At 67.5% G+C, this 13,028-nt stretch carries 12 protein-coding genes; 9 read left to right on the top strand and 3 right to left on the bottom strand.

Features of this window, described 5'->3' with window-relative positions:
• Nucleotide 1: 1 nt before the first annotated feature.
• Entirely contained in the window at nt 2-757 is a 756-nt protein-coding gene (locus BMZ38_RS17695) for a ZIP family metal transporter (RefSeq protein ID WP_091334290.1), read from the bottom strand.
• A 103-nt stretch (nt 758-860) separates the two neighbouring features.
• Here BMZ38_RS17695 and BMZ38_RS01335 point away from each other — a divergent pair, with 103 nt between their 5' ends.
• From BMZ38_RS01335 to radA, 4 genes are all read left to right on the top strand, one after another.
• Nucleotides 861-1,724 carry an aldo/keto reductase gene (locus BMZ38_RS01335; protein WP_091333200.1) on the top strand — a complete coding sequence of 288 codons (864 nt, stop codon included), beginning with the start codon at nt 861-863 and terminating at the stop codon, nt 1,722-1,724.
• Between the two features lie 193 nt (nt 1,725-1,917).
• Nucleotides 1,918-3,315, top strand: coding sequence for a replicative DNA helicase (locus BMZ38_RS01330; RefSeq protein WP_091333198.1), 1,398 nt, complete (start codon nt 1,918-1,920; stop codon nt 3,313-3,315).
• 154 nt (nt 3,316-3,469) lie between these two features.
• Nucleotides 3,470-4,558 (top strand): alanine racemase, encoded by a 1,089-nt coding sequence (gene alr, locus BMZ38_RS01325; protein ID WP_091333196.1) that lies wholly within the window; start codon nt 3,470-3,472, stop codon nt 4,556-4,558.
• Between the two features lie 92 nt (nt 4,559-4,650).
• Nucleotides 4,651-6,042, top strand: a complete 1,392-nt coding sequence (gene radA, locus BMZ38_RS01320; protein WP_091333194.1) for a DNA repair protein RadA — start codon at nt 4,651-4,653, stop codon at nt 6,040-6,042.
• A 184-nt stretch (nt 6,043-6,226) separates the two neighbouring features.
• Here the strand turns inward: radA and BMZ38_RS01315 are convergent, their stop codons facing one another.
• Entirely contained in the window at nt 6,227-7,045 is an 819-nt protein-coding gene (locus BMZ38_RS01315; protein ID WP_091333192.1) for a cytochrome C assembly family protein, read from the bottom strand.
• A gap of 230 nt (nt 7,046-7,275) precedes the next feature.
• Between BMZ38_RS01315 and ffh the strand changes: the two genes are divergently transcribed.
• From ffh to rplS, 5 genes are all read left to right on the top strand, one after another.
• Nucleotides 7,276-8,658, top strand: a complete 1,383-nt coding sequence (ffh, locus tag BMZ38_RS01310; RefSeq protein ID WP_091333191.1) for a signal recognition particle protein — start codon at nt 7,276-7,278, stop codon at nt 8,656-8,658.
• 161 nt (nt 8,659-8,819) lie between these two features.
• On the top strand, nt 8,820-9,077 hold the full coding sequence (gene rpsP / locus BMZ38_RS01305) for a 30S ribosomal protein S16 (protein WP_091333189.1): 258 nt from the start codon (nt 8,820-8,822) through the stop codon (nt 9,075-9,077).
• Between the two features lie 2 nt (nt 9,078-9,079).
• Nucleotides 9,080-9,595, top strand: coding sequence for a ribosome maturation factor RimM (gene rimM, locus BMZ38_RS01300; protein ID WP_091333187.1), 516 nt, complete (start codon nt 9,080-9,082; stop codon nt 9,593-9,595).
• A 14-nt stretch (nt 9,596-9,609) separates the two neighbouring features.
• Complete coding sequence (gene trmD / locus BMZ38_RS01295; protein WP_091333185.1) at nt 9,610-10,392, top strand: tRNA (guanosine(37)-N1)-methyltransferase TrmD; 783 nt, start codon at nt 9,610-9,612, stop codon at nt 10,390-10,392.
• A 24-nt stretch (nt 10,393-10,416) separates the two neighbouring features.
• Entirely contained in the window at nt 10,417-10,809 is a 393-nt protein-coding gene (rplS, locus tag BMZ38_RS01290) for a 50S ribosomal protein L19 (protein ID WP_091333184.1), read from the top strand.
• Nucleotides 10,810-10,913: 104 nt separating this feature from the next.
• Here the strand turns inward: rplS and BMZ38_RS01285 are convergent, their stop codons facing one another.
• Nucleotides 10,914-12,953 carry an EAL domain-containing response regulator gene (locus tag BMZ38_RS01285; RefSeq protein WP_091333182.1) on the bottom strand — a complete coding sequence of 680 codons (2,040 nt, stop codon included), beginning with the start codon at nt 12,951-12,953 and terminating at the stop codon, nt 10,914-10,916.
• Nucleotides 12,954-13,028 lie beyond the last annotated feature (75 nt).

Genomic DNA, 13,028 nt, shown 5'->3' with positions numbered 1-13,028 from the left:
CTCAGCCCCCCAGCTTGCTGAGCACGAACGCCGCCAGGAAACCGACCACCGTGATCAACCCGGCCAGGTCGTGCGCGTGCTCGAAGGCCTCCGGCATCATCGTGTCCGCCAGCATCGCCAGGATCGCACCCGCCGCCACCGCCGTGGCCGCCGCCACCACCTCCGCCGAGAAATGCTGGAACACGGCGTAGCCGACCAGCGAGGCGATGCCCGAGATCACCGCGATGCCCACCCACACGCCGGCCACATAGGCGATCGAGCGCCCCGCGTGGCGCATGCCGGCAGTGCTGGACAATCCCTCGGGAATGTTGGACAGGAAGATCGCTGCCACCGCCACCAGGCTCACCGCACCGCCCTTGAGCATGCTCAGGCCGATCACGATCGATTCGGGAATGCCATCCAGCAACGAGCCGGCGGCGATCGCCAGGCCACTGCCGCCCTGCTGGCTCTCGGACGGCTGCTGGTGGCCCGAGCGCTTGCGGTGCTTGGCGCCGTTGCGCGACAGGTACCCGTTGACCGCCGAATAGATCGCCGCTACGCCCAGGAAGCCGATCGCGGTGGAGTCGAAGCCGCCGCGGCGGTAGGCCTGGTCCATGAGTTCGAACGACAGCGCGGAAATCAGCACGCCGCTGCCGAGGGCGATGATGTTGGCGATCACCCGCTGGGGTACGCGGGCGAAATAGCCCACGGCAGCACCGATCAGCAGCGCCGCGCCCGGCACGAAGCCCCACGCCGCTTGCAGCCACAGTAGAACCATCTGCCGCTCCTCGTCGGAGCCGCGGCAGGGTCGCAAACGCGATGTGCTTGCCTCGTCGTCCGGCGGCCCCATAACGGGATTTTCCCTTGCAAGGACATCGGCGATGGACAGTTCCCCCCATGCAGCTTCCTCCGGCCAGTTCATGGTCGGCGGCGACATTCCCGTGCACCGCCTGGGCTTCGGCGCCATGCGCATCACCGGCAAGGGCATCTGGGGCGAGCCGGCCGATCCACAGGGCGCCCGCGCGACGCTGCGGGCCCTGCCGGAGCTGGGCGTGAACCTCATCGACACCGCCGACAGCTACGGTCCGGAGGTGAGCGAAGACCTCATCCGCGAGGTCCTGCATCCCTACCGGGGCATGCTGATCGCCACCAAGGGTGGCCTGACCCGTCACGGACCGGACGTCTGGGCGCCGCTCGGCCGGCCGGAGTACTTGCGCCAGTGCGTGCTGATGAGCCTGCGCCGGCTGGGCGTGGAGCGCATCGATCTGTGGCAACTGCACCGCATCGACGCGAAGGTGCCGCGCGAGGAGCAGCTCGAGGTCATCGCGGCCATGCGCAAGGAAGGCTTGATCCGCCACGTGGGCCTGAGCGAAGTGGGCGTGGAGGAGATCGAGGCCGCGCGCAAGCACTTCCCGGTCGCCACCGTGCAGAACCTCTACAACCTCGCCGACCGCAAGAGCGAGGCGGTGCTGGAGTATTGCCAGGCGCAGGGCATCGGCTTCATCCCGTGGTATCCGTTGGCGGCGGGCGACCTGGCCGCGCCCGGCTCGGTGCTTAGCCGCATCGCCCAGCGACTCGGCGCCAGCAACGGCCAGGTCGCGCTGGCCTGGCTGCTCAAGCGTTCGCCGGTGATGCTGCCGATTCCCGGCACCTCGCGGGTGGAGCACCTGCGCGAGAACGTGGGCGCCGCGCAACTGGAGTTGTCCGATGAGGATTACCGCGCGCTGGAAGCCGCGGCGCGCTGATTTTCCGGAAAGGAGCAGCCAGTCGTTTGCGGCCGCTCGATGCCTTTCGGGTCGCGAAGGGCGGCTCTTATCCACCGGCGCCCACAGCTTATCCACAGACTTATTGTCTCGTCGGCTGAGAGGGCGCCGCGTATCCTCTGCCTTCATGCCAGCCGCCATCGGCGGCACGGCAGCCTGCGAGGAAAACCAGCCCATGTCCTTTGTTCCCGAGCGCAAGAGCGGCCAAGGCTCCGCCGTCGAGGCGCTGCGCGTGCCGCCGCATTCGATCGATGCCGAACAGGCCGTGCTGGGCGGGCTGATGCTCGCCCCCGACGCGCTGGACAAGGTCGCCGACAAGCTGGGCGAGGGCGACTTCTACCGCAAGGACCATCGCCTGATCTGGCGCGCGATCACGGAGCTTGCCAACAAGGGCATGCCCTGCGACGCGGTGACCCTGGGCGACTGGTTCGAAGCCAACGGCCTGGCCGAGATGGTCGGCGGCGCCAGCTACCTGATCGAACTGGCCAATGCCACGCCGAGTGCGGCCAACATCGGCGCCTACGCCGACATCGTGCGCGAGAAATCGGTCCTGCGGCAGCTGATCGACGCGGGCACCGGCATCACCGAGGACGGCTACCGGCCCGAAGGCAAGAGCGTGCAGGAGGTGCTGGAGAACGCCGAGCAGGCGGTCTTCAAGATCGCCGAGTCGGGCGCGCGCGGCAAGAAGGACTCGGTGTCGATGCGCGAGGCGGTCAAGGACGCCTTCCGCCTGCTCACCGAGCGCTACGAGAACCGCGGCCAGCTCACCGGCATCTCCACCGGCTTCAACGACCTGGACGAACTGACCTCCGGCCTGCAGCCGTCGGACCTCATCATCGTCGCGGCGCGCCCCTCGATGGGCAAGACCGCGTTCTCGGTGAATATCGCCGAGGCCGCCGCGCTGCGCGCGAAAAAGCCGGTGGTGATCTTCTCGATGGAAATGTCCTCCTCGCAGCTGGCGTTGCGCCTGATCTCCTCGATCGGCCGCATCCACGCCCAGCACCTGCGCAATGGCGACCTTTCAGAGGAGGACTGGCCGCGCGTGACCAACGCCATCGCGATCCTCTCCGAGGCCAAGATCTTCATCGACGATACGCCCGGACTCTCGCCGGTCGAATTGCGCTCGCGCTCGCGCCGACTGCACCGCGAGCACGGCGGACTGGGGCTGATCGTGATCGACTACCTGCAGCTGATGCAGGTGCCCGGGAACAAGGAGAACCGCGCCACCGAGATTTCAGAAATCTCGCGTTCACTCAAGGGCCTGGCCAAGGAGCTGAACGTGCCGGTGATCGCCCTGTCGCAGTTGAACCGCTCGCTGGAACAGCGCGCCGACAAGCGCCCGATGATGTCCGACCTGCGCGAGTCGGGCGCCATCGAGCAGGACGCCGACGTGATCATGTTCATCTACCGCGACGAGTACTACAACAAGGAATCGCCGGACAAAGGCCTGGCCGAGATCATCATCGGCAAGCAGCGAAACGGCCCCACCGACACGGTCAAGCTGGCCTTCCTCGGCCACTACACCAAGTTCGAGAACTACGCGCCGGACTCGTTCGTGGGATCGTTCGATTGAGGAAGGTCGCCCCGGAGCGGCGATCCGGAAGGATGCAACCTGGGCCAGTCCGCCGGCCACGACCCAAGGCGGGCGAGCGTGTGCCCTCGTGCCCTAGCGTGTCCGCCAGCGGCGTGCTCCGGCGCCCCCGTTTCCCTCGTTACCGCACCGAGCCATGAGCCGCACGACCACCGCGACGATCCACCTCGGCGCATTGCGCCACAACCTTGCCCGCATCAAGGCGATGGCTGCGCCCGCGCGCGTGATGGCAGTGGTCAAGGCGGACGCCTACGGCCATGGCCTCGAGCGCGTCGCGCGCGCGCTGGACGCGGATGCGGAGTGCTTCGCCGTGGCTGCGCTCGGCGACGGCCTGCGCCTGCGCGCCGCCGGTCATCGCCAGCGTATCGTGGTGCTGTCCGGGCCCGATCAGCCGGGCGACATCGCCGAAATGCAGCGGTTGCAGCTCGATGCAGCCATCCACCACGAGGCGCAATTGCACTGGCTGGCTGAGGCCGCACCGGGACGCGGTCGCCTGCGCGTGTGGCTGAAGATCGACAGCGGCATGCACCGCCTCGGCTTCGCTCCCGAACGCGTCGCCGACGTGCACGCGCGCCTGGCGGCGATGCCCGGCCTCGATCCGGAGATCGGCCTGCTCAGCCATTTTTCCGATTCCGAAGTGTTCGCGGGCGAGCAGACGCGCACGCAGATCGCCCGCTTCGACGAGGCTACACGCGGCCTGCCGGGCCCGCGTTCGCTGTCCAATTCGGCCGCGGTGCTCGGCTGGCCGGAGGCGCGCGTGGATTGGGTGCGCACCGGCGGCCTGCTGTACGGCCTCTCGGTGGTCGACGGCAAGAGCGGCGCGGACTTCGGCTTCCGCCCGGCGATGACTCTCGCCACGCGGCTGATTGCCATCAACCGCACGGCCAAGGGCGAGCGCATCGGCTACAACGGCATCTGGACCTGCCCGGAAGACATGGCCATAGGCGTCGCCGCCGTCGGCTACGGCGACGGCTACCCGCGCAGCGCCGCCGGCGGCACGCCGGTGCTGGTCGGCGACATGAGCGTGCCGTTGATCGGCCGCGTCTCGATGGACCTCATCACGCTGGATCTGCGCAAGGCGCCACAGGCCAAGGTCGGCGACCGCGTCACCCTGTGGGGTGAGCGCCTGCCGGCGGAAACCGTCGCCCGCCACGCCGGCACCATCAGCTACGACCTCACTTGCGGCATGACGCGGCGCGTGCTGTTCGTCGAAGACGAAAGCTGACGAGCGTTTCGGTCCGTGCTGTCTCGCCCGATGCGAAAGCAGCGGGCTAAGCTCGCCCCATTACTTCTCGCCCTTGCTTAGGGACAACCTCAATGGCCAAAGCCAAGACCGCCTACGTCTGCACCGATTGCGGCGCCGAGCACTCCAAATGGCAGGGACAGTGTGTCGAGTGCGGCGTGTGGAACACGCTGAGCGAAGTGGTGCTGGCACCGGCGTCCTCGACCAAGGCCTCGGTCGGCGCGCAGCGCTCCAGCTACGCCGGCAACGCGGCCGGTGCGGCCAGGGTCACGCCATTGACGGCCGTCGCGCTGACCACCGAGGCGCGCACGCACACCGGCATCGGCGAACTCGATCGCGTGCTCGGTGGCGGATTGGTGCAGGGTTCGGTGGTGCTGATCGGCGGCGATCCGGGCATCGGCAAGTCCACGCTGCTGCTGCAGATGCTTGGCACGCTGGGCGCGCACCTGGCGAGCGTCTACGTCACCGGCGAGGAATCGCTCTCGCAGGTGGCCGCCCGCGCGCAGCGCCTGGGGCTGCCGCTGGAGCCGCTGCAGGCGCTCGCCGAGACCTGCATCGAGCGCATCCTCGAGCAGGCCATCGCCACGCGCCCGCACGTGCTGGTGATCGACTCGATCCAGACCATCTGGACCGAGCTGCTCACCGCAGCCCCCGGTTCGGTCAGCCAGGTGCGCGAGTCGGCGGCCAAGTTGACGCGGTTCGCCAAGGAAACCGGCACCTCCGTGTTCCTGGTCGGTCACGTCACCAAGGAAGGCGGCATCGCCGGCCCGCGCGTGCTCGAGCACATGGTCGATGCGGTGCTGTACTTCGAGGGCGAGTCGGGCAGCCGTTTCCGGGTACTGCGCGCGTTCAAGAACCGCTTCGGCGCGGTCAACGAGCTGGGCGTGTTCGCGATGTCCGACAAGGGCCTGCGCGAGGTGCCCAATCCGTCGGCGATCTTCCTCTCCGCGCATTCGGGGCCGACCTCCGGCAGCGCGGTGATGGTCACCCGCGAAGGCACCCGCCCGCTGCTGGTCGAGGTGCAGGCGCTGGTCGACCAGAGTTCGCTCGGCAACCCGCGCCGTGTCGCGCTGGGCCTGGAGCAGAATCGCCTGGCGATGTTGCTGGCGGTGCTGCACCGGCACGGCGGCGTGGCGGCCTACGACCAGGACGTGTTCGTCAACGTGGTCGGCGGCATCCGCGTGCAGGAGACCGCCGCCGACCTGCCGGTGCTGCTGGCGGTGCTGTCCTCGCTGCGCGACCGTCCGCTGCCGGACAAGACCATTGCCTTCGGCGAAGTCGGTCTGTCCGGCGAGATTCGCCCGGTCCCCAATGGCGAGGAGCGCCTGAAGGAGGCCGCCACCCACGGCTTCCGCCGTGGCATCGTGCCCAAGGCGAACGCGCCGAAGAAAGGCAAGGTCGGCGAGATGGAAGTGATCGGCGTGGAGCGCCTTTCCCAGGCCATCGACGCCTGCCGCGACGCCTGAGGCCCAATCGATCGGTTCTCTTTTCCCTGAGAGCGCTGCGTCTTGGCTCGGAAAGACTACAGGCAGCCGAGCGCGTGCATCCGGGCGCGAGGGCGGTGGGACACGGGAGGTCCATGTGGTAAATCCGACCTCGCCTACGACTTAGCGGCGAGGGCGGGCAGGACTGGCCGACCCGCCGCTTGCGCTACAGCGGCGGCAGCGGCCGGTGCAGGATCAGCTCCAGGACGAACTTCGAACCGAAGAACGCGAGCACGAGCACGGCCATGCCGGTCAGCGTGAGGTTGACCGCGCGCCTCCCGCGCCAGCCGAAGCGCCAGCGTCCATAGAGCAACACGCCGAACACCAGCCAGGCGACGATCGACAACACCGTTTTGTGCACAAGATGCTGGCCAAACAGGTTGCCGACGAACAGGGTGCCGGTGACCAGGGTCAACGTGAGCAGAGCGAAGCCCGCGCCGATCATGCGGAACAACAAGGTCTCGGTGAGCGTCAGCGGCGGCAGCGCACGCAGCCAGGGGCCGAATTGCCGGTGGCGCAGGCCGCGCTCCTGTACCGCCAGGCCGAGCGCCAGCACCGCGGCGATCGACAGCAGGCTGAAGGCCACCAGCGCCACCGTGACGTGCAGCTTGATCTGCCATCCCATCGCCACCGGGACCGTCGGCGGTGCCAGGAAGCTGTCGACCGCCAGCAGCACGGCCGCCAGTGGGAACACCACCACGCCCAGCGCCGCCACCGGCCGGCTCAGGTTGACGAAGAGGGTCAGTGCCGAGACCACGCAGGCAACCAGCGAAAGCGCAGCAAAGAAGTGCAGGTCCAGTGCGCCGCGGTGCATGCCCAGCAGCACCGTGGCGTGCGCCAGTACCGCCAGCATCGCTATCGCCAGGGCCGGGCGCTGCCATGCCGGCGACGGCGTTGCCGTCCCTCGCCCGAACAGCGGCCAGGCGAGCAGGCCGGTGGCGAGCAGGTAGCAGGCAATGGCGATGATCGAGAAGGCAGGCAGCATGAGCGGGAAGTGTCGCACACGGCTTTCGCCGGGTGAACGAAGCGCCGGCGGGTGCCGCAGCCTGCAAACGCGCCGCAACCGCAAGTCGCCGGCGCAGGCAGTCCGGCGGAAAGGTGCGTTGCGGGACACGTTGGCGTCGCATTCGCTTTTGCGGACGCGGCGCGTTAAGGGCTGCCGGAAGGCCCCTCTGATATATTGGCCCGCTTGTTCCTGCCAACCGTAGCCAGCCCATGTTCGAGTCCTTGAGCCAGCGCCTCTCCACCACCGTCAACCGCCTGCGCGGGCGCGGGCGGCTGACCGAGGAAAATATCCGCGAGTCCCTGCGCGAGGTGCGCATCGCGCTGCTGGAGGCCGACGTCGCGCTGCCGGTGGTGCAGGCTCTGATCGAGCGGGTGAAGGTGCGGGCGGTCGGCCAGGAGGTGTTGAAGAGCCTTTCGCCCGGTCAGGCACTGGTGAAGGTGGTCAGCGACGAGCTGACCAAGGTGATGGGCACGGCCAACGCCGAACTCAGCCTCGCCCAGCAGCCGCCGGCGGTGGTGCTGATGGCCGGCTTGCAAGGCGCGGGCAAGACCACCACGGTGGCGAAGCTGGCCCGCTTCCTCACCGAGCGCAAGAAAAAGAAAGTCATGGTGGTCAGCTGCGACGTCTACCGTCCGGCCGCCATCGAGCAGTTGCGCACGCTGGCCGAGCAGGTCGGCGTGAAGTTCTTCCCGTCCGAAGCGGGCCAGGACCCGGTCGACATTGCGAAGGCGGCGATCGCCGCGGCCCGCCGCGAAGTGGTCGACGTGCTGCTGGTGGATACCGCCGGCCGCCTGCACATCGACGAAGCCATGATGGGCGAGATCAAGGCGCTGCATGCGGCTATCACGCCGGTCGAGACGCTGTTCGTGGTCGATTCGATGACTGGCCAGGACGCCGCCACCACCGCCAAGGCCTTCAGCGAGGCGCTGCCGCTGACCGGTGTGGTGCTGACCAAGACCGACGGCGATGCCCGCGGCGGCGCGGCGCTTTCGGTGCGCTACGTCACCGGGCGGCCGATCAAGTTCCTCGGTGCCGGCGAGAAGACCGACGCGCTGGAGCCCTTCCATCCTGACCGCGTGGCGCAGCGCATCCTCGGCATGGGCGACGTGCTGTCGCTGGTCGAGGAAGTCGAGCGCAAGGTCGACCAGGAGAAGGCTCAACAGCTTGCCCAGAAGGTGATGAAGGGCAAGCGCTTCGACCTGAACGACATGCGCGACCAGCTCGAGCAGATGAACAACATGGGCGGCCTGGCCGGCCTGATGGACAAGCTGCCTGGCGTGGCCAACCTGCCGGACAACGTCAAGTCCAAGGTCAACGACAACGAGATCAGGCGCATGGTCGCGATCATCGGCTCGATGACCAAGAAGGAGCGCCGCCATCCCGACCTGCTCAACGGCTCGCGCCGCGCGCGCGTGGCGCGTGGCTCGGGCACCCAGCCGGCCGACGTCAACCGTCTGCTCAAGCAGTACATGCAGATGGAGAAAATGATGTCCAAGCTCTCCAAGGGCGGCACCAAGGGCCTGCTGCGACAGATGCGCGGGGCCATGAAGGGCATGGGCGGGATGGGTGGGGGGTTTCCACCGATGCGTTGAGGCGTAAAGGGCACGCGCTGGGGCCCCGGCAAGAGCTGGCGTTCCCCCGGTAGCCCGCCAAGGGCTTCCCTTTTACCGAAATTCCACTAAAATGCCGCGTTTACCGCGCGCGGATCCCGTGCGTGTTGCCGGTGTCGCCGGCACCTCTGGAGCTTTTACTTATGGTCAAGATTCGTCTTTCGCGCGGTGGCGCCAAGGGCCGTCCGTTCTACCACGTCGTCGTGACCGACCAGCGCAACAAGCGTGATGGTCGCAGCATCGAGAACGTGGGCTTCTACAACCCGGTCGCGTCCGGCAAGGACAAGCGCCTCGAACTCAACGTCGAGCGCGTCAACGAGTGGGTGGGCAAGGGTGCCCAGCTGACCGACAAGGTCGCCGCCCTGCTCAAGGAAGCGGGCAAGCAGCAGGCTGCCGCCTAAGCATGGCCACAGCCGGTCGACGCGTCCTGGTCGGGCGCATCGTCGGGCTGTACGGTGTGCAGGGCGCGCTCAAGATTGAATCCTGGACCGAGCCCCGCACGCAGATCTTCAAGTACCAGCCCTGGCTGCTCGAAAAGGCGCCGGGCGAAGTGATGGAGGTCGCCGGGATCACCGGGCGTCCGCAGGGCAAGGGGCTCATCTGCCAACTGCCCGGCGTGGATGACCGCGATGCTGCCGCAGCGCTGGTGGGCAAGGACATTCACGTCGCCCGCGAGCTGCTGCCGTCGCCCGGCAAGGACGAGTATTACTGGGTCGACCTCGAAGGTCTGGAGGTCGTCACCACCGAAGGGGTGCCGCTGGGACGGGTAAGCCACCTGTTCGCCACCGGCGCCAACGACGTGGTGGTAGTGAGGGACGGCACGCGCGAGCGGCTGGTGCCCTTCGTCCAGGGGACTTACGTGCGTTCGGTGGATCTTTCCGGCGGACGCATGGTGGTGGACTGGGATCCGGAGTTCTAGGAATCGAGGATCCGATGCGCATCGATGTCGTCACGCTGTTTCCCGACTTCATGCGCCAGTGCGCCGCCGTCGGTGTGGTGGGACGCGCGCAACAGCGGCAGTTGCTGCAGGTGGAAACCTGGAACCCGCGCGACTACGCCACCGACAATTACCGCACCGTGGACGGCCGCACGTGCGGCGGCGGACCCGGGATGGTGATGCTGATCGAGCCCTTGCGGGCGGCCATGAAGGCCATGCGCGAGGCGGCGCCGGAACCGGCGCACGTGATTTATCTCAGTCCGCAGGGAGCGCGGCTGACGCAGGGCAGGGTGGAAGCGCTGGCCAAGATGCCGCGCCTCGCCTTGCTCTGCGGGCGTTACGAGGGTGTGGACGAACGCCTGCTGGCGCACGAGGTCGACGAGGAGCTCTCCATCGGCGATTATGTGCTGTCCGGGGGCGAGCTCGGCGCGGCGGTGGTCATCGACGCGGTGGGACGGTTGCAGGAGGGCGCGTTGAATGACGCGCAGTCCGCCGAGCAGGATTCGTTCTCGAACGGGCTGCTCGACTGTCCGCACTATGCGAAGCCGGTGCATGACGCACTGGGTGACGTGCCGGAGGTGCTGCTCTCCGGCGACCACGCGGCGATCCGCCGTTGGCGCCTGAAGCAGTCGCTGGGACGGACCTGGCTGCGACGGCCCGACCTTTTGGCGCAATGCGCGCTGGACAAGGAGTCCCGCGCATTGCTTGAAGAATTCCGCCGCGAGCATGCTCGACAAGAGCAGCAGCGGCACGACGAAGCGGCCGTCAAGCCGCAGTAATTGCAAATTCAATCAGGTGTTGCCATGAACAAGATCATCGAACAGTTCGAAGCCGAGCAGATCACCCGCCAGCTGCCGGAATTCGGCCCTGGCGACACCGTGGTGGTCAACGTCAAGGTGAAGGAAGGCAACCGCGAACGCGTGCAGGCCTTTGAGGGCATCGTCATCGCCAAGCGCAGCCGCGGCCTGCATTCGGCCTTCACCGTGCGCAAGATCTCGCACGGCACCGGCGTGGAGCGCGTGTTCCAGGCGCACAGCCCGGCGATCGATTCGGTGCAGGTCAAGCGCAAGGGCAAGGTGCGCGGCGCCAAGCTGTACTTCCTGCGTGGCCTGGAAGGCAAGGCTGCCCGCATCAAGGAAGACATCGCCGCCGTGTCGGCTGCCAAGGCGGCCGCCAAGGCCGCTGCCGCCGAGTAAGCGAAGGCAGCTGCGCACGTACGAAAAAGCCCCGCGGAGCGATCCGCGGGGCTTTTTTCGTTCTGGCCAGGAAGCTGGCTGCAGCCGGCTCTGCGGGCGGCCGGCTACAGCAATCGCTGCGGCTCCTGCAGGAAGTTGCCTTGCACGAAGTCCACGCCGCAGGCGAACAGCAGCGAAGTGCTGGTGGCATCCTCGACCCACTCGGCCACGGTGAGGCGCTTCATCTCGTGGGCCTGGGCGCAGATCTCGCCGATCTTCTTCTGGTTCTCGGGGTGCTGCGGCAACTGGTTCATGTAGGTGCGGTCGATCTTCAGGTAGTCCGCGTCGATGTGCGCCAGCAACTGGAATGAGTTGAGGCCTGAGCCGAACTGTTCCAGCGCGAAGCGCCCGCCCATCTTCTTCCAGCGCTGGATGAATTCCTGCGCCGGGCGCAGCAGCGTCACCACCTTGCTCTCGGTCATCTCCAGCACCAGCTGGCCCTGGCGCAGGGCGGCGCGCTTGAGGCGGTCTTCCAGCCAGGGCAGGAAGGCGGCGTCCTGCATCGAGTCGGCGGTGAGCTTGACGAAGAAGGTGGTCTGGATGCCCTGGCCATCGCGCGCCTTGAGCACTTCGATGGCGCGGTTGATCACCCAGCGGTCGATGGCCGGGGTGAGCTGGTGCTTCTCGGCTATGGGCATGAAGAAGCCGGGCAGCACCTCGCCCTGCGGGCCATTCATGCGCAGCAGCACTTCGGAGTATTCGCCTTCGGCGTCCTGCAGGCTGACCGTGTGCTGGTGGTAGAGCACGAAGTTGTTCTGCTCCAGCGCCTGCTTGAGCAGTTGCAGCCAGTAGCGCTCGCGCTCTTCCTCGGCTTTTTCACGCGCTGCGGGGTCGTGCAGTTCCATGCGCCCGCCGCCCTGGCTCTGCGCGTTGCGCAGGGCCTGGCTGGCCTGGTTGAGCAGCAGCTCGGCGTTGGCGTTCTTCTCGCCCAGCAGGCTGCCGCCAATGCTCGCGGCGACGGTGATCGAACGGGTGCCGGCGTCGAAGATCTCGCTCGCCACCGCCTGCAGCAGGCCGTTGATCCACTGCTTGATCCCCTCGTCGCTGCGCGTGTCGAGCATGACGCCGATGGTATGTTCGGCCAGCAGGCCGGCCATGTCGGTCTCGCCAAGGAGGGCGCTGACCCGTCCGGCGAAGGCGGCCAGCAGTTCGTCCGCCTGTCCCAGGCCGATGCCGGCGACGATCGTCTGCCAGTTGTCCGGCTCGATCAGCAGCAGGGTCTGGCCCTTCTTGCCCTTGGCCGCGGCGGCGACCGCCTCGTCGATGTATTCCAGCGTGCGGGCGCGGTTGAGCAGGCCGGTGACCGGATCGCGTTGCAGCTGTTCGATCAGTGCCTGGTCGACCTGCTGGCGGCGGAACACGATCTGCAGGCAGGGTTCGCCCTCGAAGGTCGCGCTGGCGAACTCCACGGTGGCCTTGAAGGTGCCACCGTCGGCGCGGCGCGCCTGCAGTTCCTGCTGGCTGGGTGCCTTCTCCTTGCGCGAATGGGCGCGCAACAGGTTCTTGAAGGTTTCGGCATCGGCGGTGCCGATCATGTCCAGGACCGGCAGGCCAAGCAGGTCTTCGAAATCGTCGTAGCCGAAGGTTTCCAGGTAGGCGCGGTTGGCGCGCACGTGCATGCCTTCGTGCACGTAGGCGATGGCGTCGGTGGAGGAGTCGAGCAGGGCATCGCAACGGCGCTCGGATTCACGCAGTGCAGCCTCCAGCAGGCGCACCTGGCGGCGCGTATGCAGTGCGTCGAACTCGCGCTGCAGCACCGCAATCAACTGCTTCGGCTGGGTGCGCAGCGCCGTGCCACGCACGCCGCCGACGAACATTTCCGCCACGCTCTGGGTATCGAGCTGGTTCACCAGCGCCACCAGCGCCACGTCGCGCCCGTGCGCATCCAGCAGGTGGACCACTTCGCGCAGTTCCAGGCCAGCAGCCGGGTCGAACAGGACGACGTCCGGTTCCAGCTCGTCCAGTGCCGCCTGCATCTGGTCGGCCTGGGTCGCCCGCGCCGGGCGGACGGCGATGCCTGCATTGCGCAACAGGCTGATGATCTGCTCGGCGTCCTCGACGGATTTCTCGACGAAGAGGATCTTGATGACGGAATCTTTTTTCATTGAGCCCTGGCGGCTGCCCTTGGATCGGCTGGATCGCTGGCGCCCCTCGCCGCGACCGGAGGCGAGCCGGCGTTC

The organism is Frateuria terrea (assembly GCF_900115705.1).
Taxonomy (GTDB): Bacteria; Pseudomonadota; Gammaproteobacteria; order Xanthomonadales; family Rhodanobacteraceae; genus Frateuria_A; species Frateuria_A terrea.
Note: the sequence above shows the minus strand (reverse complement) of the source record. Positions and strands in the feature narration are given on the sequence as shown.